Genomic DNA, 20,542 nt, shown 5'->3' on the forward strand with positions numbered 1-20,542 from the left:
AAAAAATGTCTTCAGCACAAATTAAGCGTCTCAACAGCAAGGATGCAGATTTTAGAAAAATTCTGTTGTCTAGTCTTTCATTGCCCACCGCCGATGATGAAGCGATAGATTCCGCAGTCGTCAAGATTTTGGAAGCGGTGAAAGAAAAGGGTGATGAAGCAGTCCTGAGTTTTACAAAACAGTTCGATCGCTTGAATGTTGCAAGCGTTTCTGAATTGGAAATACCTCGTAAAGAATTAGAACAGGCTTATGAGTCTTTGGTGGCTGAACAAAAAAATGCTCTGGATATTGCTGCGAAAAGAGTTCGTGCTTATCACGAGCAGCAGAAAATTGAGGCAGGTTGTCATTCTTGGGAATATGAGGAAGCTGACGGTACTCGTCTAGGTCAAAAAGTGACTGCTTTGGATCGCGTGGGGATATATGTGCCTGGTGGTAAGGCGGCTTACCCTTCTTCGGTTCTGATGAATGCTATCCCTGCAAAAGTAGCTGGTGTTGCAGAAGTTGTGATGGTTGTGCCTACCCCAGACGGCGCTCGTAATCAATTGGTTTTAGCAGCAGCCTATATTGCTGGTGTTGATCGTGTTTTTACTATTGGCGGCGCTCAGGCGGTTGCTGCATTAGCTTATGGAACTCAAGCGATTCCTGCGGTCGACAAAATTGTTGGCCCAGGAAATGCTTATGTTGCTGCTGCCAAGCGAAGAGTTTTTGGTATTGTGGGTATCGACATGATTGCAGGCCCCTCAGAAATTTTGGTTCTCTGTGATGGTTCGACTAATCCAGATTGGGTTGCGATGGATTTGTTTTCTCAGGCAGAGCATGATGAGCAAGCCCAATCGATATTGTTATGTCCCGATCCTCTATTTATTGAGCAGGTGCAAGCGAGCATCAGCAAGTTGCTTCCAGCAATGCCCCGTGCCAAGGTAATTGAAGCTTCACTAAGTAAGCGTGCGTTATTGATTCAAGTAAAAGATATGTTGGAGGCCTGTGAGATTGCTAATGCGATTGCGGCTGAGCATTTAGAAATTTGTGCAATTGAACCTCGCAAGTGGGCGGAGAAAATTCGTCATGCTGGCGCAATTTTTATGGGTAACTACACCAGTGAATCGCTTGGTGACTATTGTGCGGGCCCTAATCATGTATTACCAACAGCGCGAACCGCGCGTTTTTCATCACCCTTAGGTGTCTATGACTTTATTAAGCGTTCTAGCATGATTGAAGTTAGTGAGGCGGGTGCACAAACTTTGGGCGCCGTTGCCAGTACTTTGGCGCATGGTGAGGGCTTGCAAGCTCATGCGCGTGCTGCCGAGATGCGTTTGAAGAAGTAAACGCAATACGCTTACTTACTTCTTAAAAAATCTTAATTTAGGATTTCTTTTAAAGCGGTGACGAGATCACCGCTTTGCTCGTCTGTGCCAATGGTAATGCGTAAAAACTCTTCAATACGTGGGGACTTGAAATGACGAACGATGATACCTCGATCTCTTAAAGCTTGATAAAGCTTTGCGCCAGCATGCTGGGGATGACGAGTAAAAATAAAATTGGCAGTTGAGGGTAGGGTATCAAATCCTAGTGCATCGAGTTGTTCAATTAATTTAATACGCGTTTGAATTACTTTGGCAGAGGTTGCTTCAAGATGTGCTTGGTCTTCAATCGCTGCAATCGCACCAGCTTGCGCAAGACGCCCTAGAGGATAAGAGTTAAAACTATTTTTTACTCGTTCTAAACCTTCGATTAAATCTGGATGGCCAACTGCAAAGCCAACGCGCAGCCCAGCTAAGGCTCGTGACTTAGAGAGGGTATGCACTACTAAAAGGTTTTCTGGATAGTTATTACCTTGCAATAAAGGAATGCAAGATTGTGTGCCGTAATCAACGTATGCTTCATCAATCACCACTACTGAATCTTTATTGCGTTTTAATAAGTCTTCAATTTCTGAGCGAGGAATGGATCGACCTGTTGGGGCATTTGGGTTAGGGAAAATAACTCCGCCGTTTGGTGTTTGGTAATCGGAGGTGGTGATTTCAAACTTTTCACTTAAGGGTATGGTTTGGTAGTCAATTCCAAAAAGCTTGCAATAGACAGGGTAGAAGCTATAGGTAATATCCGGAAAGAGGATGGGTTTGCTATGTTTTAGTAGGCCAGCAAATATATGGGCTAAAACTTCGTCTGACCCATTGCCTAAAAAAACTTGCTTAGGATCTAATTTGTGAAGTTTGGCAATAGCCTGTTTAAGGGCGGTGCCTTCTGGGTCTGGATAAAGGCGCAAATCCGCCGTATTTTGACTTTCGATGGCAGCCAGCGCTTTTGGCGAGGGTCCATATGGACTTTCATTAGTGTTGAGTTTGACCAACCGCTGCATTTGCGGTTGCTCCCCTGGAATGTAAGGGGTTAATGTTTGAACAACAGGGCTCCAAAAACGGCTCATGAGGGTTCTCAGGTCAAAAATCAGAATGAAAGTACAGGAATACCGATATTTAAATCTCTTCTAGGAATGATATTATGAGGCTTCAATCAACACTTCGCCTCGCGGCGTAATGAAGCATGCGGCAAGCCGACGTTACCCGAAACACTTCGGAAACCAAAATTCAGATTTCCATCAATTTAGATGGTACCGGTAAGGCTGAGCTAGCCTCCGGCGTTCCTTTTCTCGATCATATGTTGGATCAAATTGCCCGTCATGGCATGATTGATCTCAAAGTGGTGGCTAATGGCGATACGCATATTGATGATCACCACACTGTTGAAGATGTAGGTATTACCTTGGGGCAGGCTTTTGCTAAAGCGGTTGGCGACAAAGCAGGCATTACTCGGTATGGACATTCCTATGTTCCTTTGGATGAGACTCTTTCACGTGTTGTGATCGATTTCTCTGGAAGACCAGGTTTGGAATTTAATGTTCCTTTTACCCGTGCGCGCGTTGGTGACTTTGATGTGGATCTCAGTATTGAGTTCTTCCGTGGTTTTGTGAATCACGCTGGGGTGACTTTGCACATCGATAATTTGCGCGGTATTAACGCGCATCACCAAATTGAAACGGTGTTTAAGGCTTTTGGTCGCGCCTTACGGATGGCCTTAGCGGTTGATCCTCGTGCTTCTGGCTCTATTCCATCAACCAAAGGCAGCCTCTAATCTAGATCTTCTAGTTGCCCATTTAATAAAAGCAGAGATAGGCTAAATTTTGGCGCAAACCATTGCGATCGTTGACTATGGAATGGGTAATCTCCGTTCTGTCTTTCAGGCATTTCATCATGTTGCCCCTGATGACAATGTTTTGATTGCGCATAGTCCTGAAGAAATTCGCTCGGCCGATCGAGTGGTTCTACCGGGTCAAGGTGCAATGCCTGATTGCATGAAGCATTTGGCTGAATCTGGTTTACTAGAGGCATTGCTGGAGACTTCTAAATCCAAACCTTTTTTGGGTGTATGTGTGGGCGAACAAATGCTATTTGATCAAAGCTCAGAAGTGCGTAGCGACGGGGTTGATCAATGGACGCCATGTTTAGGCTTAATGCCAGGGAAAGTTCAGCGCTTTGAATTGGCTGGCAGAAAGCAATCTGACGGTTCGGCTTACAAGGTGCCTCATATGGGCTGGAATCAAGTGCGTCAGGATCGCAAGCACCCCTTATGGGAAGGAATACCTGATCTGACGAGCTTTTATTTTGTACACAGCTACTTTGTGGTGCCGCAACGCACTGAAGATATTGTCGGCTCCACTGAATATGGCGATTGGTTTACTTCTGCGGTGGCGCGAGATAATATTTTTGCAACTCAATTTCATCCAGAAAAAAGTGCAGAATACGGATTAAAGCTTTATAAAAATTTTGTTTCTTGGCAACCTTAATATTTTTAACTTTTTGCTATGCTGCTGATTCCCGCAATTGATCTTAAAGATGGCCACTGTGTTCGACTCGAGCAAGGTGACATGGATAAAGCCACGATTTTTTCTGAAGATCCTGGCGCCATGGCAACACATTGGATTAGCAAGGGTGCGCGACGCCTACATTTAGTTGATCTGAATGGCGCTTTTGCAGGCAAACTCAAAAATGAGTCAGCAATCAAATCGATTCTTAAGGCAGTTGGCGATGAAATCCCCGTTCAACTGGGCGGTGGAATTCGTGATCTTGAAACTATAGAGCGTTTACTAGATGATGGTATTAGTACCGTCATTATTGGAACCGCAGCCGTTAAGAATCCAGGTTTTGTGCAGGATGCTTGCACTGCATTTCCAGGTCATGTCATGGTTGGCTTGGATGCGCGTGACGGTAAGGTTGCCACCGATGGTTGGAGCAAGATAACGGGTCACGAGGTGATTGATCTTGCTAAGAAATTTGAAGACTGGGGTGTAGAGGCAATTATCTACACAGACATTGGTCGCGATGGCATGCTAAAGGGTGTCAATATTGACGCTACTGTGAAGTTGGCTCAGGCGATACGCATCCCTGTGATTGCTAGCGGAGGTTTGTCGAATAACCAAGATATAGATGCGCTATGCAAGGCGGAAGAAGAGGGCGTCATGGGCGTGATAGCTGGTCGCTCTATCTATGCTGGTGATCTTGATTTGGCTGCCGCACAAAAATACGCTGATGAGTTGACACTTAAATATAAAAAGAAAATTACCTAGTGTTAACTAAGCGAATTATTCCTTGCCTTGATGTCACAGCAGGGCGCGTAGTTAAGGGTGTGAACTTCGTGGGTTTGCGTGATGCAGGTGATCCTGTCGAAATTGCTAAACGATACGACACGCAAGGTGCAGATGAGCTCACCTTTTTAGATATCACTGCAACTTCTGATGGTCGCGATCTTATTTTGCACATCATTGAAGATGTTGCGTCACAAGTATTTATTCCCTTGACTGTTGGCGGTGGGGTGCGTGCGGTAGCGGATGTGCGCCGTTTACTAAATGCTGGTGCAGATAAGGTGAGTATGAATTCCTCTGCGGTAGCTAACCCAGATTTGGTGTCTGATGCCGCCGCTTACTATGGTTCGCAGTGCATAGTGGTCGCGATTGATGCCAAACAGACAGAGGCTGGTAATTGGGAAGTGTTTACCCATGGTGGCAGAACTGCTACGGGAATAGATGTAGTGGAATGGGCTCAAGAAGTTGCTAAACGTGGTGCTGGTGAAATTTTATTAACCAGCATGAATCGCGATGGCAGCAAAGATGGCTTTGATTTGTCTTTAACGGCAGCGGTAAGTGATGCAGTCTCAGTTCCGGTTATCGCTTCAGGCGGTGTTGGCAACTTGCAGCATTTAGTGGATGGCATTACCAAAGGGCATGCAGATGCTGTCTTGGCTGCGAGTATTTTTCACTATGGTGAATACACTGTTGGTCAGGCAAAAGAGTACATGGCTGCCCAAGGAATTCCCGTTCGAATTTAAGTCAACACGGGCATTTTGGCCTGCTAAGACTATTCGCTGTAAAGTTTAGGTATGAGCAAATCTCAAAACACTCTAAGTACCTTTGCCCCAATACAAAATTTGCAAGCTGGTGCATGGCTAGATGCTGTCACTTGGAATGAGCAAGGTCTAGTTCCCGTAATTGCCCAAGAAGTGGGTAGTGGTGATGTCTTGATGATGGCATGGATGAACCGAGATGCTCTCTTGGAAACCTTGCGTTTAGGTGAGGCTGTTTACTGGACACGTTCTCGACAAAAGCTGTGGCACAAGGGTGAAGAGTCAGGCCACATTCAAAAAGTAAAAGAAATTCGCTTGGATTGTGATGGCGACACTATTTTGCTATTGGTTGAACAAAAAGATGGCATTGCTTGCCATACTGGGGAACACAGTTGTTTCTTTTTGCAGTGGGACTCAGCCAAAGCCGCTTGGGTTGATGAGTCTATTTCAAAAAAGTAGCAGAGCCTAGATCTCATACATAAAAGACATAAAATGACCATATGACTAGTTCTGCAAATAAACCCTCAAATCTAGATTCTGCGTTTGCCCACTTGGCTGATGTGGTTGATCAACGTCGTGATGCGTTTAAGGCTGGTCAAGCAGACCCAAAAACTTCTTACACTGCTTTGCTTTTTTCAAAGGGTGATGATGGGATTCTGAAGAAGATTGGTGAGGAGGCGACTGAGGCTGTGATGGCGGCAAAAGATGCCCGCAACTCTGGTTTGGCGACTGAGCAGCAAAAATTGTTAGTTGGGGAAATGGCTGACTTATGGTTTCACTGCTTAATTGCGCTTTCTCAATTTAATTTGCGTCCTGAGGATGTGATTGCCGAGCTCGATCGTCGTTTGGGTACTTCAGGCATAGATGAAAAGGCGGCTAGAAAGGCTGCCAGCAAAGAATAAATAAGAGATAAATATGTCACATGATCCAAATTGCCTGTTTTGCAAGATCTCTCAAGGCTTAATTCCTTCGCAGAAAGTCTACGAAGATGAAGAAATATATGCTTTTAAGGACATCAACCCAGCAGCCCCCGTCCATTTTCTAATGATCCCCAAGAAGCACATTCCTATGCTGGAGTCGGCCGAAAGCATCGATGTGCCTTTGCTAGGTAGAATGATGGAGTTAGCGCCACGTCTTGCCAAAGAGCAGGGCTGTCGTCCTGGTAAGGATGGTGGTTTTAGGTTGATGGTGAACAATGGCGCAGATGGTGGGCAAGAGGTTTATCACTTGCATTTACATGTAATGGGTGGTCCGCGCCCCTGGAAAAAATAATCCTAGGAGATTAAAAATGGGTTCATTTAGCATTTGGCATTGGTTGATTGTTTTGGTCATCGTGATGTTGGTATTTGGTACCAAAAAATTGCGCAACATCGGTCAAGATTTGGGTGGGGCTGTTAAAGGCTTCAAAGATGGCATGAAATCTGCTGACGAGCCTAAAGAGCAAATTCAGCAAAGTTCTACTGCCTCAGAAAAGACAGTTGATGTGCAAGCTAAAGATATCAACAAGTCTTAAGATTTTGCAGATAAAACTTCATCCAGCCTTTAAACGAATGGTTTAAATGATTGATCTTGGAGTTTCTAAACTCGCGCTGATTGCGGTAGTTGCTTTGGTGGTGGTGGGGCCAGAGCGCTTGCCTAAAGTTGCACGTATGGCTGGTAATTTATTTGGCCGTGCACAACGTTATATGGCTGATGTGAAATCTGAAGTTAATCGTCAGATGGAAGTTGAGGAGTTTAAAAAGTTTCGGGAAGAAACCGCCGCCACTCTCAAAGAGGTTGAAAATAGTATCGGCTCAACGGTTCAGGAAGCTAGCGCCAATCTTAGTGATCAAGCCGATATCTTTGAAACTAACTTTGAAAAGCCACCGCTTGATGAAAAAGAAGTACTCCGCAAAACACGTCGTCAAGGTCGCAATAGCTGGGGAGTGCGTCGTGCCGCAAGGCCAGTCTGGTTCAAGCGTTCCGCAGGCATTCGTGCGCGAGTACAGTCTGGTGCTGCCAGAATGAAGCGCTTTCATCATAGCGCTAACAAGTAGAAAATAAAAAAAGAATACAAATATCTACGCATGACTGAAAACAATTCAACTGAAGATTCCGGATTGCAGGAAACTTTTCTATCTCATTTATTTGAGTTACGTGATCGCGTTATTAAAGCAGCGTTGGCAATTATTGTTGTCTTCGTTTGTTTGGTGTATTGGGCACCAGATATCTTTCATTTATTTGCCCAGCCTTTATTAGAGGCATTGCCGGCCGGCGGCAAGATGATAGTGACTGACGTTACGGGATCTTTTTTTGTGCCCATGAAAGTCACGATGTTGGTGGCATTCATTATCGCTTTGCCAGTAGTGATTTATCAGCTCTGGGCTTTTATTGCACCCGGTTTGTATTTGCATGAAAGAAAACTTATATTGCCTTTAGTGGTGAGTAGCTACACTTTATTCATTATCGGTATGGCATTTGCTTACTTCCTAGTGTTTCCCACAGTATTTAAATTTATGGCTAGTTACAACGCTCCATTGGGTGCTGAGATGTCTACGGATATTGATAACTACCTGAGTTTTGCCATGACCACCTTCTTGGCGTTTGGTATTACTTTTGAAGTGCCTGTTGTAGTAGTGGTCTTGGTGCGGATGGGCATGGTGCCATTGGCCAAGTTGAAAGAAATTCGACCTTATGTCATTGTGGGCGCTTTCGTGATTTCTGCCATCGTTACACCTCCGGACGTGCTATCTCAATTACTTTTGGCAGTGCCTATGACCTTGCTCTACGAGCTAGGGTTAGTGATCGCACGTTTTTATGTGCCCAAACCATCTGAAGAGGATGTGGGTGATCAATCAACTTCCGCATCCGCTTGATTTTCAGAAAACGTAGACATTAACCAACTGGTGACCCGATCAAAGCGGTAACGTCTTTGTCGTAAGTTTCCCTCAATATCTATTTCTGAACTGGCAAAAGCTTTTCCAGCGGCGAGAAGGGCTCGTCTTTGTTGGATAGTTTCAATCTGAATTAGGCGAGGCAGGATTTTGGGTAACTCCCAGCGTATATCAATCACTACGCAGTGTTCATGCTGCAGTTGACCAACTTCACATAAGAGCAACTCTGCTTTGCTGAAATTAAACTGATTGGCAATAATGATGCGATGACAAAGTAGTAACCAATCTTCATCAAGTTTATGTTCAGCGTGGTGATTAAGTGCCTTTTCAGCGCATCGGGCTAAATCAAACCATTCATTCATTTTTGGATCGGGGCAACTAACCAATATTTTGCTGAGTAATTCTTTGGCTTCAATTACTCCTTGTTGGTGTGCTTGCCAAATCCAATATGAGGCTTGTAATCCGCGAACCTTCTCCTCTAACTTTTCACGCTTACGCCAAAGATTGGCTCCTTTGCGCAATTGAGCTTGGGGATGCCCTAGATCAGCAGCGCGATCAAAACATCGATCGCTTTCTGTAGCGTTATATCCCGAGAATTGAGGGCGACGATAAATTTCACCTAATGAATACCAGGCATCGCGATCACCATCTTTGGCGGCTAACTCCAACCAGTGCGCCGCTTTTTTTAGTGAGGCATTTGATTTAGTTTGCGGATCGTCTTCGCGACCATCTAATTGCGCAAGACGCAAACCTAAAGTTAATTTAGCAATCGTTAAACCAAGCTCTGCTGCCTGAATGAGAGCATCTTCATTTTGTTCTTCAATCCAAACTTTCCATAAAGAGCTGAGTGCTTCATTTTTTGGCTGCAGTTTAATTAACAACTCTTTTGCTTTAAGGGTAAGCGCAGAATTACTTTCTGAAATTTCAATGAGATATTGTTTTGCTAATTTTTGGAGTCCAACTAAATCCAATTTCGAGATTTTTTCTGAGGAGGACGTGTGTTTCTTGAGCCACTCGACTAACTGAGATTGCAGTTCTTGATTCTGTGGGTTGATAAGTAAGTTGACAATCTGCCACTTTGCAGACAAAGCGGCATCAGATTCATCATTAGATAGTGCAAGTTTCCAAAAGGCATCCCATCCAAAACCAAAAGCTGGCGTGTTAAAGGTTTCGGCAAGAGGGACTGTAGCAATCTGCTTAAAAAGATCTGTGAATTTGCTATTGCTTAAGAGATCCACCTCAAATAATTGGTTTGCGAGCGAAAAATAAGTTTTTTCTAGCCAAATCAAGGCATTAGCTGGCTGAATGGGAGTTTTAAAGGCACCAGTTAGGTATGCGTCAGCTAATTTTTGTTGCGCAGATACATCACCTAAACGAGCTGAACTGAGGATTTTTAAGAATTCACGGCTTGCCATATGACAATTTTGGCATCTTGAGCTTCAAAAAGACACAAAACAGGGGTCTTGTTGCCGAGATACAACGAAGAAAGCCAAAAAACTACCTTTTGACAAGCAAAAAGAGTTCCTAAATACCCTGATCCCCAGTCTAGTAGGGCAAAAGAAGCAAAATTCATAGGTCCCAGCTTTATTTGGGCATTACTTTTAATTTTTGGAGATTTAAAGAATGAAAAAATCGCTATTCGCAGTTGCAGCTTTGTCAGCTATTGCTGGCGCTGCACAAGCTCAATCAAGCGTAACCGTATACGGCATCTTGGATGTTGGTTATGTTGGTTACAACACACGTGTTGCTACTGGTAGCACACAAAGCTCACAAGCTGTAAACAAGACAACTGGTAATGCATTTTCATCATCTGGTGAGTCCACATCACGTTTGGGTTTCAAAGGTACCGAAGATTTAGGTGGTGGTACATCAGCATTCTTTACTGTTGAAATCGGCGTAACACCTAACTCAGCTCAGAACATCTCTACTTCTGGCACATCAAACCGTCAAACATTTGCTGGCTTGAAGAAAAATGGTATTGGCCAATTCGCATTGGGTACTCAGTACACTGTTGTTCATAACGCTGTTGCAGCTACTGATCCAGGTCAAGCGAACAACATCGCTGGTAACGTTATTTACCCAGCTATTACTGAAGGCGTTGGCGGTACTGAAAACTCCACAGGTGCAGCTTACACAGTTCGTACAAACAACCAATTATCTGTAAACAGCGATACATTTGCTGGTTTCCAAGTTAATGGTATGTTGGTTGCTAACAATAAGAACCAAAACGAAACTATTACTGTTTCTGGTACAACAACAACTTCTACTGGTGGTTTGAATAACCAAAACGGTTGGGGCTTGGGCGTAAATTACACATTCCAAAAGTTCTACGCTACTGTTAACTACCAAGCTTTGACATCTAAGCAGTCTACACAGACTGTTAACACTGCTGGTACTACATTGGCAACATGGTTGCCAGCTGGTGCTCCAGCAACTGGTTATGCTGGCGGTGCTTCTGCTCCTGGTACTAACGTACAAGACAATCAGTTCTATGTTGCTGCTACTTATGACTTCGGCATCTTGAAGGCATATGCTCAATACATCACACGTAAGGTTTCTGCACAACAAGACAACACTTACTACTTGAAGCGCTCTGGCGAGCAAATTGGTGTACGTAGCTTCATTACTCCAACTATCGAAGCTTGGGCATCAGGTGGTTTGGGTCGTTACCAAGGTTATGGTGCTAACACAGCTAACCTAACTGCATGGCAAATTGGTTCTAACTACTGGTTGAGCAAGCGTACAAACTTGTACGCGATCTACGGTATGACTGGTACATCTAACGCATCTTTCCCAACAGCTGTGAATGGTGCTGCAGTGAACACCAACATCAACCCAGCGTCTACAAACATCAGCAACTACGCTGTTGGTATTCGTCACACTTTCTAATTTAATGCTAGCTTAGGCTAGTATTTATTAGATAGAGGTTGAGAAGTAAATTAACCCACCGTGTTTGCACGGTGGGTTTTTTCTTTTGGGTTGAGCCCCCAACATGATGGTTCTAGTAATATCAAGACATGAATTTTCAGATAGTGCAAATTTTGCAAAATGCGATTGCAGCCATTCAGGCGAATGAGTTCATTGCAGCGCAGTCGTTGTTAAACGAAGTCCTGAGAATTGAAAAAAATCAGCCTGACGCATTGCGATTTTTAGGTGTTATAGCCGCACTTCAAAAAGATTGGGATCAGGCGTTGCGCCTGATAGATCTGGCCATTGAATGCAATCCTCAAAATGGAGTAGCTCATAGTAATCGGGGAAATATTCTTATTGAGCTTGGTCGATCTGAGGAGGCATTATTGGCCTATGAAAATGCCATCAATTTGCAGCCAAGCTATGCTGAGGCTCATAGCAATAGAGGAAATGTTTTGCAAGCCTTGGGGCGCTATCAAGAGGCTTTAACCTCCTATGAAAAAGCGGTGCAAATTGATCCAAATTATGCGCAAGCCTTTTACGGAGTCGCTCGCCTCTTTTTATTGCGTAAACAGTATGACTACGCATTTGGGTGTTGTGAGCAGGCGCTGAAAATTAATCCTCGCTATGAGGAAGCATTAGCATTGAAAGGGGAAATTCTTTTTGAGATAAAAGATTATTCAAAAGCGCTCACGGTATATGACGAGCTTTTATTGCTCAATTCAAATTCTTGCGAAGCATGGATCTCAAAAGGAAATATTTTTTCAGAAATAAAGCAGTTTCAAGAAGCTGAAATTTCATTTAGAAGTGCCTTAGCTATTGCACCAGACACGGAATTTTTGTTGGGACTTTTAATTCAGAATCGCTTGCAAATGTGCAAATGGGAAGGGCTCGATAAGGAGGTAGAGGATCTGGCTCGTATGGTTGAGGCGGGAAAAAAAGCTGCTATTCCCTATAACCTGATCTCTTTGCTTGATGATAGGAGGCTAATCAGACGCTCAATTGAGATTTATGCTGATTCAATGCGAGGAAGTATCACCCGTGTTCAGCAAGTTGGTTTTGCTCAAAAAGAAAAAATTCGACTTGGATATTTTTCGGCTGATTTTCATGATCACCCCACAGCTCATTTGATTGCTGAATTGTTTGAATGTCACGATAAAAGTAAATTTGAATTGATAGCATTTGTATTTGGCAGAAATACAACCGATGCAATGCGCATGCGACTGGAAAAATCATTTGATCAATTTATAGATGTGAATGATCGTACCGATAAGGAGGTTGCAGAGCTATCGCGTGAAATGGAAATTGATATCGCTATTGACTTGAAAGGCTTTACTGGTGAGGCTAGACCCAAAATTTTTATGTATGGAGCAGCGCCTATCCAGATATCCTATTTAGGGTTTCCGGGAACTATGGGCTCATCTTCTTTTGATTATGTGGTTGCTGATTCCGTCCTGATTCCTGAGGCGAATCAAGATGGTATGGCAGAAAAAATAATTTACATGCCAGATACTTATCAAGTAAATGATAAAAAAAGACCAATTGCTCCCCTAATAAAATCTCGTTTAGATTTTGGCTTACCAAGTTCAGGTTTCATTTTTTGCTGCTTTAATAATAATTACAAAATCACGCCAGTTGTGTTTGATGGATGGGTAAGAATTTTAGACTCTGTCAAGGATAGTGTTCTTTGGTTGTACGAAGACAATCCGTATGCAAAGGAGAACTTAAAACAAGAATTTAGAAAGCGTGGATTGGATGCTAATCGCTTAATTTTTGCTGGTCGCATGGATTTGCCCAATCATTTGGCGAGATATCAATTGGCAGACTTATTCTTGGATACGACTCCATGTAATGCACATACTACAGCGAGCGACGCACTATGGGCCGGGTTGCCGGTACTTACGGTTATTGGACAATCGTTTGGGTCTCGAGTGGCTGCCAGCCTATTGAAGTCGGTTGGACTTCCTGAGCTAATAACCAATAATCAAGCAGAATACGAGCGTCTTGCAATTGAGTTGGCAACTAAACCAACAAAGATCCATGAATTTAAGTCGCGTCTAAAAAGAAATATCTTACATACCCCATTATTTGACACCGTAAAATTTACTAAGAATTTAGAAATTGCGTTTCAAGAAGTATTTAGGCGCAAGCACGCGAATTTAGCGCCAGACCATATTCATGTAAGTCAAGTTAACCCAAGGTAAGCATTCTAAATTAACGTTTTAATCCGCAATATTTTTGTAAAACTCGGCTGGGAGTGGATTAAAGTGTAAAAGTCTGCTAAAAATGAGATTGGAGATAAATCAGCAATTTAAAGATTTTCTTAATTTCAACTACCAAGAACCTTATGTAAGAGGCAAAAATATGCGAAATATGAACTGCAATCCTGTTTTCTCTAAAGTCCTGTGTTTCTTGACTGTCCCTCTAATGCTTATTGGATCCAATGCCCAAGCCGCTAGTGCAACCATGGACAAAATGAAGTCCACTGGCGCAGTAACAATGGGTGTTCGTGAATCATCCATTCCAATGTCTTACACCACTGGCGATAGTCGTTTTGACGGTTATCACGTTGAGATTTGCCGCATGATTTTGGGGGATATCAAAGACAAGTTAGGAATGAATACTTTGCGAATTAATTATCAGCCTGTAACTTCTCAAAACCGCGTGCCTCTGGTGCAAAATGGGACAGTTGATATTGAGTGCGGCACCACAACTAACAACGTAAACCGCGCTAAAGATGTCGGTTTTGCCAATACTCTATACGTAGAAGAGGTTCGAATAGCGGTTAAGGCCAACTCGGGCATCAAGTCGATTGCTGATTTAAATGGCAAAAAAGTGGCCACTACAACTGGTACAACTTCGGTTCAGTTATTGCGTAAGCATGAAAAAGCTACTGGGGTTAATTTTGACGAAGTCTTTGGTAAAGACCATGCTGACAGTTTCTTGTTGCTTGAATCTGGACGTGCAGATGCTTTTGTGATGGACGGATCAATTTTGGCGGGTAACATTGCTAATTCCAAAAACCCTAAAGACTACAAGATCGTTGGTGAAGTATTAAGCACAGAGCCAATCGCAATTATGGTCCGCAAAGATGATCCTGAGTTTAAGGCGGCAGTTAATGCTGCAATTGCCAAGATAGTGTCTAACGGCAAAATGCCAGGCTTGTGGAATAAATGGTTTTTATCCCCAATTCCACCAAAAAATATCGTAGTAGGTCTTGAGTTGTCGCCAGCAACAAAAAATGCATGGGCTAACTTGAATGACAAACCTGCTGAAGATTACAACAAGAAGTAATTTACTCAGAATAAGCACTTTTTATGGCTCTAGATTTAGGAGTTTTTTGTAAGAGCACCTTAGATGGGGAAGTGGTTGAACACTGCTTCTCCTCAATTTTTGGGCTTGGTCAAAACGCAGATCCTAGCTATTTGGATTGGCTTATGCGAGCCTGGGGCTGGACTTTGGCTGTAGCAGGTCTTGGTCTTGCTATTGCCTTGGTAGTTGGTGCTGTGATGGGTACCCTCAGAACGTTGCCTGATAATGGTGGCTTGAGTCGTTTTTTGGTTCGATTTTCAACTGCATGGGTTGAGCTGTTTCGCAATATTCCTGTCCTCGTGCAGGTATTTCTTTGGTATCACGTCATCCCTGCCTTTGTACTACCTTTAAAGTCTTTGCCTTCTTATTGGCTGGTCAGTATTGCCCTTGGGTTTTTTACTTCTGCCCGAATTGCTGAACAAGTTCGTGCAGGTATTCAGTCGCTTCCTAGTGGGCAAAGAGCTGCTGCAACTGCATTGGGTCTGACAACCGCTCAGTCATATCGTTACGTTATTTTGCCAATGGCATTGCGCATTGTCATTCCGCCTCTCACCTCAGAGAGTATGAACGTGATTAAAAACTCCTCGGTGGCATTTGCGGTGTCTGTCCCGGAGCTCACATTATTTGCGATGCAGGCACAAGAGGAAACATCACATGGAGTGGAGATCTATCTTGCAGTAACAGCACTTTACGCACTTTCTGCATTTGCTGTAAATCGCGTAATGGCTATTATTGAAAAACGTAGCCGTATTCCTGGTTTTATTGCCGCATCAAATGATGCGAATTTGGCTCATTAAATGGGTTTGATATGTTGAGCTTAGATCTAAGTTTTTATAACTGGGAACTCTTCACTAATTACATTTTGAAGGGCTTGCTTTTTAGTGTTCAATTAACTGTCATTGCTACTGTTGGCGGGATTGTTGTAGGAACCTTTTTAGCGCTGATGAGACTTTCTGGAAAGTCTACTTTGGTGTATCCAGCAACATTTTATGTAAATACAATGCGCTCCATACCATTGGTAATGGTTATTTTGTGGTTTTTCTTATTAATACCCATGTTGATTGGCAAGCCAATAGGCGCAGACCTTTCTGCAACTATCACTTTTATTGCCTTTGAGGCAGCTTTTTTCTCTGAGATCGTCAGGGCTGGAATTCAATCTGTACCTAAAGGTCAAGTTTATGCTGGCGAAGCCCTAGGAATGACCTATGGTCAAAATATGCGACTGGTTGTATTGCCACAAGCCTTTAGAAATATGATTCCTGTCTTTATGACTCAGACCATCATTTTGTTTCAAGACACCTCTCTAGTTTATGCAATTGGTGCTTATGACTTACTCAAAGGTTTTGAGATTGCTGGCAAGAACTATGGGCGTCCTATTGAGACCTACATTTTGGCTGCCGCAACATATTTTGTAATTTGTTTTTCACTTTCCAAAGTCGTGCGAACTATTCAGGCAAAAGTTGCCATCATTCGTTAAAAAATATTACATATTTCCCTTAAATAAATATAGACCATCATGATTGAACTTCAAAATGTTTCTAAATGGTATGGCGCTTTTCAGGTTTTAACTGACTGCACAACCACAATTAATAAGGGCGAAGTGGTGGTAATTTGTGGACCTTCGGGATCTGGCAAATCTACCCTAATAAAAACCATCAACGCATTAGAGCCTTTTCAATCAGGCGAGATTTCAGTAAATGGAATTCGTCTACGCGACCCCAAAACAAATTTACCAAAACTACGTTCTCATGTTGGAATGGTGTTTCAGCATTTTGAACTTTTTCCACATTTAAGTATTACCGAGAATTTAACGCTTGCTCAAATCAAAGTGTTGGGGCGATCGGCTGACGAAGCAAAAACCCATGGTTTGAAATATCTCGAGCGAGTGGGGTTAATTGCGCAGAAGGATAAATTTCCCGGTCAATTATCTGGCGGACAACAACAGCGTGTTGCAATTGCGCGCGCACTCAGTATGGACCCTATAGTAATGTTGTTTGATGAACCAACATCTGCTCTTGATCCTGAGATGGTGGGAGAGGTTCTAGATGTGATGATCAAGCTTGCAAACGAGGGAATGACTATGTGTTGCGTTACACATGAGATGGGCTTTGCTCGCAAAGTTAGTAATCGCGTGATCTTTATGGATCATGGGCATATTGTTGAAGATTGCGCTAAAGAAGAATTCTTTGGCAATCCTGATGCACGCTCTCCAAGAGCAAAAGATTTTTTATCCAAAATATTGGCTGGATAAATAATCCTTTCTCAACTAGTTTGTGGTTTTGGGTTTTGGTCTTTTTCCAGTTTGAACTTTTAGAACCAGTTCTTTGTCTTTGCGTAAAACTTTGAGCGTTGCTTCATTACCAGGGCCAATCTGTGCTATCTGATTTAATAGTTGCCTAACATCTTTGGTGCTATTGCCATTGACGGCTATAAGAACATCGCCAGGTTTAACTCCACCCCTTGCTGCTGGACCCCCCTCTAGTACACCCGAGATTAGAATGCCAGAAGTATTTGCAGGCAAACCCAGTGATTCGGAGAGTTCCTTTGAGAGGTTTTGAGGCTCAACTCCAATCCAGCCTCGTGATACCCCACCATTGTTGATGATCGCCTCCATTATTTGTTTTGCCAAGTTCACTGGTATCGCAAATCCAATGCCCATAGATCCGCCATTATTTGAATAAATTGCAGTATTGATTCCAATGAGATTCCCGCGGGTGTCAATTAGGGCGCCGCCAGAATTTCCGGGGTTAATTGCGGCATCCGTCTGAATGAAATTTTCAAAAGTATTAATCCCAACATGATCGCGACCTAGGGCTGACACAATCCCTGAAGTTACTGTTTGGCCAACACCAAATGGATTTCCAATCGCCAATACAACGTCACCAACTTTTACAGATTCAATTTTTCCAAAGGTGATTGGAGGGGGAAGTTGTTTGGGGTCAATTTTTATTACTGCAATATCAGTTTCTGGATCGCTGCCGATAATCTTAGCTTTCATTTTTCGACCATCTGAAAGCGCAATATCAATATCATCTGCATCGCTAATGACATGATGATTGGTTAAGACTATTCCCTCTGGACTCACTAGAACGCCCGAGCCAAGACTTGAGCTAGGTTCTTCATTGGGCGGTTGCTCACCAAAAAAGAATTTGAAAAAAGGATCTGATGTGTCAGCGCCTTTTCTAGTCTTTGGTTTTGAGGCACTTTTAGTGGTAAAAATATTGACTACTGCTGGCATCGATTTTTTTACAGCATCATGATAAGAGCCAGGGTTGTTTGATGAACTATCGTAGTCACCCTCTTTTATGGTGATGCTGTCTACTATTGAGTTCATGGGCGTATTGGATAGCCATGTTGGTTTGAGAGTAGCCACAATGAACCAAGCGGCCAAAAGAATAGTGACCGCTTGAGCAAACATCAGCCAAAGCCGATTAAACATATTGATTTTTTAATCTACCCATAATTATTTTTTTAAGCTATCGCGTATTTCACGCAATAGCGTGATTTCTTCTGGGGTGGGGGGAGGAGGTGGCGCATCCATTACACGCACCTTGTTAACAACCTTAACCATTTGAAAAATAACAAAGGCTAAAAGTATGAAGTTAATGGAAATGGTAATGAAATTGCCGTAAGCAAAAATTGGGACACCAGCTTTTTTTAGGGCATCAAATGTTCTGGGAACGCCTTCTGGAATGCTCCCTAACACTATAAAAAGGTTCGTGAAGTCAATATGACCCCCTAAAAGGGTGGAAATAACGGGCATTACTATGTCATTTACTAGGGAATCTACAATTTTCCCAAAGGCTCCGCCGATGATCACGCCGACCGCTAAATCGATCACATTACCCTTTACAGCAAAGTCCCGAAACTCTTTTAAAACGCTCATAAATGCCTTTCTTTCGTATTAGATACAGATTAACCCGAAATTAACCCCATAACTTTCTTGCTTACCCCACTTTTTACTTTAAAATCCTACCTTTAAGCAATTTCCACCCATAAATACCCTTTCTAGGAATTTTGTAAATGAGTGACAAGCCCTGTATGGACAAGGATCGCCGCAATTGGTTGATAGCCACTTCGGCCGTAGGTGGTGTCGGTGCTGCCGCAGCCCTATACCCTTTTGTGGACAGTTTTGAGCCTTCTGAGCGTGCGAAAGCAGCCGGAGCGGCCGTTGAAATCGATATTGCTGGCATGCAGCCAGATGAGATGAGAATGGTTGAATGGCGCGGTAAGCCAGTATGGGTGGTTCGTCGCACCCCTGAGCAAGTAGCCGAGCTATCGAAGATTGATGGTGAATTGGCTGACCCAGACTCTTTGCGTGATCCAGCTCAATTTACGCCTCCTTATGCCCAGAATCAGTGGCGCTCTATTAAGCCTGAGTACTTGGTGGTGGTTGGCATTTGCACCCACCTGGGTTGCTCGCCAACCCCTAAATTTGAAGCCGGTGCCCAGCCCTCTTTGCCAAGTACTTGGCCAGGAGGCTTCCTTTGCCCATGCCACGGCTCCACATTTGATATGGCAGGCCGCGTATTTAAGAACAAACCAGCCCCAGACAACCTTGAAGTACCGCCACATATGTATTTGAGCGATACCAAGATTCTGATCGGTGATGATAAGAAGGCCTAAGGAGAGATAAATGGCATTCCACGAAAAAGAAGTCCCAGCAGACGCTCCAGTTGCGCAGAAGGTCTTGGCCTGGGTTGATTCGCGTTTTCCCCTCACATCCTCGATTAAAGCCCATTTAACCGAGTATTACGCCCCTAAAAACCTTAATTTTTGGTACTTTTTTGGTTCTTTAGCGATTGTTGTGTTGGCATTGCAAATCATTACCGGTATTTTCTTGGTAATGAACTACAAGCCTGATGCTGCTAAGGCTTTCGAGTCTGTTGAGTACATCATGCGAGAAGTTCCATGGGGTTGGATGATTCGCTATCTGCACTCCACTGGCGCCTCCATGTTCTTCGTGGTGGTCTATCTGCATATGTTCCGTGGTTTGATCTACGGCTCCTATCGCAAGCCACGTGAATTGATTTGGATTTTTGGTTGTGCGATTTTCTTGTGCTTGATGGGTGAGGCCTTCTTTGGTTACTTGCTCCCATGGGGTCAAATGTCCTACTGGGGCGCACAAGTTATCGTGAACTTGTTCTCTGCAATCCCATTTATTGGTCCAGACTTGTCTTTATGGTTGCGTGGTGACTATGTGGTGGGTGATGCAACCCTAAACCGCTTCTTTGCATTCCATGTGATTGCAATTCCATTGGTCTTGATTGGTTTAGTTGCTGCTCACATCATTGCTTTGCATGAAGTTGGCTCAAATAATCCTGATGGCGTTGAAATCAAGGAAAATTTAGACGCGAATGGTCATCCAGTTGATGGCATCCCTTTCCATCCTTATTACACCGTTCATGACGTATTTGGTCTCGGTGTTTTCTTGATGATTTTTGCTTGTATCGTATTTTTTGCCCCAGAAATGGGTGGTTATTTCCTTGAGGCAAATAACTTCATACCTGCAAACCCATTGCAAACGCCTCCGCATATTGCCCCAGTTTGGTATTTCACGCCGTTTTACTCAATGTTGCGTGCAACAACTACCAACTTCCTATTGCCATTGTGGATCTTCTTGGCTGTGATTCTTGGAATGTTTGCCAAGAGTACTCAAGATATCAAGGTTAAGGGTGTGTGTGCAGCCATTGCGGTAGTGTTGGCTGGCGGTTTCTATATGTTCGATGCTAAGTTTTGGGGCGTTGTGATCATGGGCGGTTCTGTTGTGATCATGTTTTTCTTGCCTTGGTTAGATAGATCGCCGGTGAAATCCATTCGCTATCGTCCACAGTTCCATAAATATATTTATGGTGTGTTTGTGGTGAGCTTTGTGATTCTGGGTTACTTAGGCATCCAGCCTCCATCACCAGTGTTTGAAAAGATTTCTCAGGTATGCACTATTTATTATCTGGGCTTCTTCTTGGCAATGCCGTTTTGGAGCACGCTTGGCACGTTCAAGCCTGTTCCAACACGCGTTACTTTTAAGTCCCATTAATTCACGCCTGAGATAC

23 protein-coding genes are annotated in these 20,542 nt (G+C 43.4%); 19 read left to right on the top strand and 4 right to left on the bottom strand.

Annotated features, from left to right (window positions below):
- Nucleotides 1-5 precede the first annotated feature (5 nt).
- Nucleotides 6-1,325, top strand: a complete 1,320-nt coding sequence (gene hisD, locus FD973_RS00580; RefSeq protein ID WP_215323727.1) for a histidinol dehydrogenase — start codon at nucleotides 6-8, stop codon at nucleotides 1,323-1,325.
- A 32-nt stretch (nucleotides 1,326-1,357) separates the two neighbouring features.
- Here hisD and hisC read toward each other — a convergent pair whose 3' ends face one another.
- Nucleotides 1,358-2,425, bottom strand: coding sequence for a histidinol-phosphate transaminase (gene hisC / locus FD973_RS00585; RefSeq protein WP_215323728.1), 1,068 nt, complete (start codon nucleotides 2,423-2,425; stop codon nucleotides 1,358-1,360).
- 116 nt (nucleotides 2,426-2,541) lie between these two features.
- On the opposite strand from hisC, the gene hisB reads away from it, so the two are divergent.
- The 10 genes from hisB to tatC are packed head-to-tail and all read left to right on the top strand — an operon-like array spanning nucleotide 2,542 to nucleotide 8,249.
- Nucleotides 2,542-3,129, top strand: a complete 588-nt coding sequence (gene hisB / locus FD973_RS00590) for an imidazoleglycerol-phosphate dehydratase HisB (RefSeq protein WP_215323729.1) — start codon at nucleotides 2,542-2,544, stop codon at nucleotides 3,127-3,129.
- Between the two features lie 49 nt (nucleotides 3,130-3,178).
- Nucleotides 3,179-3,841, top strand: coding sequence for an imidazole glycerol phosphate synthase subunit HisH (gene hisH, locus FD973_RS00595; protein WP_215323730.1), 663 nt, complete (start codon nucleotides 3,179-3,181; stop codon nucleotides 3,839-3,841).
- Between the two features lie 18 nt (nucleotides 3,842-3,859).
- On the top strand, nucleotides 3,860-4,621 hold the full coding sequence (gene hisA / locus FD973_RS00600; RefSeq protein ID WP_215323731.1) for a 1-(5-phosphoribosyl)-5-[(5-phosphoribosylamino)methylideneamino]imidazole-4-carboxamide isomerase: 762 nt from the start codon (nucleotides 3,860-3,862) through the stop codon (nucleotides 4,619-4,621).
- Entirely contained in the window at nucleotides 4,621-5,379 is a 759-nt protein-coding gene (gene hisF, locus FD973_RS00605; RefSeq protein ID WP_215323732.1) for an imidazole glycerol phosphate synthase subunit HisF, read from the top strand. Before hisA ends, hisF begins: the two co-directional genes overlap by 1 nt.
- Before the next feature lie 51 nt (nucleotides 5,380-5,430).
- On the top strand, nucleotides 5,431-5,853 hold the full coding sequence (gene hisI / locus FD973_RS00610; protein WP_215323733.1) for a phosphoribosyl-AMP cyclohydrolase: 423 nt from the start codon (nucleotides 5,431-5,433) through the stop codon (nucleotides 5,851-5,853).
- A 41-nt stretch (nucleotides 5,854-5,894) separates the two neighbouring features.
- Nucleotides 5,895-6,296, top strand: a complete 402-nt coding sequence (locus tag FD973_RS00615; RefSeq protein ID WP_215323734.1) for a phosphoribosyl-ATP diphosphatase — start codon at nucleotides 5,895-5,897, stop codon at nucleotides 6,294-6,296.
- A 13-nt stretch (nucleotides 6,297-6,309) separates the two neighbouring features.
- Nucleotides 6,310-6,666 carry a histidine triad nucleotide-binding protein gene (locus FD973_RS00620; protein WP_215323735.1) on the top strand — a complete coding sequence of 119 codons (357 nt, stop codon included), beginning with the start codon at nucleotides 6,310-6,312 and terminating at the stop codon, nucleotides 6,664-6,666.
- A 16-nt stretch (nucleotides 6,667-6,682) separates the two neighbouring features.
- The gene (gene tatA, locus FD973_RS00625) at nucleotides 6,683-6,907 is read left to right on the top strand and encodes a Sec-independent protein translocase subunit TatA (RefSeq protein WP_215323736.1); all 225 of its coding nucleotides are present in this window, start codon (nucleotides 6,683-6,685) and stop codon (nucleotides 6,905-6,907) included.
- A 46-nt stretch (nucleotides 6,908-6,953) separates the two neighbouring features.
- Nucleotides 6,954-7,430, top strand: coding sequence for a Sec-independent protein translocase protein TatB (gene tatB, locus FD973_RS00630; protein WP_215323737.1), 477 nt, complete (start codon nucleotides 6,954-6,956; stop codon nucleotides 7,428-7,430).
- 30 nt (nucleotides 7,431-7,460) lie between these two features.
- Nucleotides 7,461-8,249: a twin-arginine translocase subunit TatC gene (tatC, locus tag FD973_RS00635; protein WP_215323738.1), complete on the top strand. Its 789-nt coding sequence runs from the start codon at nucleotides 7,461-7,463 to the stop codon at nucleotides 8,247-8,249.
- Here tatC and FD973_RS00640 read toward each other — a convergent pair.
- Entirely contained in the window at nucleotides 8,225-9,682 is a 1,458-nt protein-coding gene (locus tag FD973_RS00640; RefSeq protein WP_215323739.1) for a tetratricopeptide repeat protein, read from the bottom strand. The genes tatC and FD973_RS00640 overlap by 25 nt on opposite strands.
- A gap of 208 nt (nucleotides 9,683-9,890) precedes the next feature.
- On the opposite strand from FD973_RS00640, the gene FD973_RS00645 reads away from it, so the two are divergent.
- From FD973_RS00645 to FD973_RS00670, 6 genes are all read left to right on the top strand, one after another.
- A complete protein-coding gene (locus FD973_RS00645; protein ID WP_215323740.1) occupies nucleotides 9,891-11,156 on the top strand; it encodes a porin in 1,266 nt (421 codons plus the stop codon).
- 128 nt (nucleotides 11,157-11,284) lie between these two features.
- Complete coding sequence (locus FD973_RS00650) at nucleotides 11,285-13,381, top strand: tetratricopeptide repeat protein (protein ID WP_215323741.1); 2,097 nt, start codon at nucleotides 11,285-11,287, stop codon at nucleotides 13,379-13,381.
- Between the two features lie 223 nt (nucleotides 13,382-13,604).
- On the top strand, nucleotides 13,605-14,471 hold the full coding sequence (locus FD973_RS00655) for an amino acid ABC transporter substrate-binding protein (RefSeq protein WP_215324648.1): 867 nt from the start codon (nucleotides 13,605-13,607) through the stop codon (nucleotides 14,469-14,471).
- Between the two features lie 23 nt (nucleotides 14,472-14,494).
- The gene (locus FD973_RS00660) at nucleotides 14,495-15,286 is read left to right on the top strand and encodes an amino acid ABC transporter permease (protein WP_215323742.1); all 792 of its coding nucleotides are present in this window, start codon (nucleotides 14,495-14,497) and stop codon (nucleotides 15,284-15,286) included.
- A gap of 11 nt (nucleotides 15,287-15,297) precedes the next feature.
- Nucleotides 15,298-15,966, top strand: a complete 669-nt coding sequence (locus FD973_RS00665; RefSeq protein WP_215323743.1) for an amino acid ABC transporter permease — start codon at nucleotides 15,298-15,300, stop codon at nucleotides 15,964-15,966.
- A gap of 39 nt (nucleotides 15,967-16,005) precedes the next feature.
- Nucleotides 16,006-16,740, top strand: coding sequence for an amino acid ABC transporter ATP-binding protein (locus FD973_RS00670; RefSeq protein ID WP_215323744.1), 735 nt, complete (start codon nucleotides 16,006-16,008; stop codon nucleotides 16,738-16,740).
- Between the two features lie 15 nt (nucleotides 16,741-16,755).
- Here the strand turns inward: FD973_RS00670 and FD973_RS00675 are convergent, their stop codons facing one another.
- Both FD973_RS00675 and mscL read right to left on the bottom strand, forming a co-directional pair.
- A complete protein-coding gene (locus tag FD973_RS00675; protein WP_215323745.1) occupies nucleotides 16,756-17,928 on the bottom strand; it encodes a Do family serine endopeptidase in 1,173 nt (390 codons plus the stop codon).
- Nucleotides 17,929-17,952: 24 nt separating this feature from the next.
- Nucleotides 17,953-18,375: a large conductance mechanosensitive channel protein MscL gene (gene mscL / locus FD973_RS00680; RefSeq protein ID WP_215323746.1), complete on the bottom strand. Its 423-nt coding sequence runs from the start codon at nucleotides 18,373-18,375 to the stop codon at nucleotides 17,953-17,955.
- A gap of 137 nt (nucleotides 18,376-18,512) precedes the next feature.
- On the opposite strand from mscL, the gene petA reads away from it, so the two are divergent.
- Both petA and FD973_RS00690 read left to right on the top strand, forming a co-directional pair.
- Nucleotides 18,513-19,115 (top strand): ubiquinol-cytochrome c reductase iron-sulfur subunit, encoded by a 603-nt coding sequence (petA, locus tag FD973_RS00685; protein ID WP_215323747.1) that lies wholly within the window; start codon nucleotides 18,513-18,515, stop codon nucleotides 19,113-19,115.
- Between the two features lie 10 nt (nucleotides 19,116-19,125).
- Nucleotides 19,126-20,526, top strand: a complete 1,401-nt coding sequence (locus tag FD973_RS00690; RefSeq protein ID WP_215323748.1) for a cytochrome bc complex cytochrome b subunit — start codon at nucleotides 19,126-19,128, stop codon at nucleotides 20,524-20,526.
- The last annotated feature ends 16 nt before the right edge of the window (nucleotides 20,527-20,542 follow it).

The organism is Polynucleobacter sp. MWH-Braz-FAM2G (genome assembly GCF_018687635.1).
Lineage (GTDB): Bacteria > Pseudomonadota > Gammaproteobacteria > Burkholderiales > Burkholderiaceae > Polynucleobacter.

Bases quoted from the DNA above. Each gene is read 5' to 3' on its own strand.
- FD973_RS00640 (WP_215323739.1), bottom strand. From the start codon at position 9,682: ATGGCAAGCCGTGAATTCTTAAAAATCCTCAGTTCAGCTCGTTTAGGT.
- tatC (WP_215323738.1), top strand. From the start codon at position 7,461: ATGACTGAAAACAATTCAACTGAAGATTCCGGATTGCAGGAAACTTTT.
- FD973_RS00655 (WP_215324648.1), top strand. From the start codon at position 13,605: ATGCTTATTGGATCCAATGCCCAAGCCGCTAGTGCAACCATGGACAAA.
- FD973_RS00660 (WP_215323742.1), top strand. From the start codon at position 14,495: ATGGCTCTAGATTTAGGAGTTTTTTGTAAGAGCACCTTAGATGGGGAA.
- FD973_RS00670 (WP_215323744.1), top strand. From the start codon at position 16,006: ATGATTGAACTTCAAAATGTTTCTAAATGGTATGGCGCTTTTCAGGTT.
- FD973_RS00650 (WP_215323741.1), top strand. From the start codon at position 11,285: ATGAATTTTCAGATAGTGCAAATTTTGCAAAATGCGATTGCAGCCATT.
- FD973_RS00620 (WP_215323735.1), top strand. From the start codon at position 6,310: ATGTCACATGATCCAAATTGCCTGTTTTGCAAGATCTCTCAAGGCTTA.
- FD973_RS00645 (WP_215323740.1), top strand. From the start codon at position 9,891: ATGAAAAAATCGCTATTCGCAGTTGCAGCTTTGTCAGCTATTGCTGGC.
- hisC (WP_215323728.1), bottom strand. From the start codon at position 2,425: ATGAGCCGTTTTTGGAGCCCTGTTGTTCAAACATTAACCCCTTACATT.
- petA (WP_215323747.1), top strand. From the start codon at position 18,513: ATGAGTGACAAGCCCTGTATGGACAAGGATCGCCGCAATTGGTTGATA.
- hisB (WP_215323729.1), top strand. From the start codon at position 2,542: ATGCGGCAAGCCGACGTTACCCGAAACACTTCGGAAACCAAAATTCAG.
- hisD (WP_215323727.1), top strand. From the start codon at position 6: ATGTCTTCAGCACAAATTAAGCGTCTCAACAGCAAGGATGCAGATTTT.
- tatA (WP_215323736.1), top strand. From the start codon at position 6,683: ATGGGTTCATTTAGCATTTGGCATTGGTTGATTGTTTTGGTCATCGTG.
- tatB (WP_215323737.1), top strand. From the start codon at position 6,954: ATGATTGATCTTGGAGTTTCTAAACTCGCGCTGATTGCGGTAGTTGCT.
- FD973_RS00615 (WP_215323734.1), top strand. From the start codon at position 5,895: ATGACTAGTTCTGCAAATAAACCCTCAAATCTAGATTCTGCGTTTGCC.
- FD973_RS00690 (WP_215323748.1), top strand. From the start codon at position 19,126: ATGGCATTCCACGAAAAAGAAGTCCCAGCAGACGCTCCAGTTGCGCAG.
- hisI (WP_215323733.1), top strand. From the start codon at position 5,431: ATGAGCAAATCTCAAAACACTCTAAGTACCTTTGCCCCAATACAAAAT.
- hisA (WP_215323731.1), top strand. From the start codon at position 3,860: ATGCTGCTGATTCCCGCAATTGATCTTAAAGATGGCCACTGTGTTCGA.
- mscL (WP_215323746.1), bottom strand. From the start codon at position 18,375: ATGAGCGTTTTAAAAGAGTTTCGGGACTTTGCTGTAAAGGGTAATGTG.
- FD973_RS00665 (WP_215323743.1), top strand. From the start codon at position 15,298: ATGTTGAGCTTAGATCTAAGTTTTTATAACTGGGAACTCTTCACTAAT.
- FD973_RS00675 (WP_215323745.1), bottom strand. From the start codon at position 17,928: ATGTTTAATCGGCTTTGGCTGATGTTTGCTCAAGCGGTCACTATTCTT.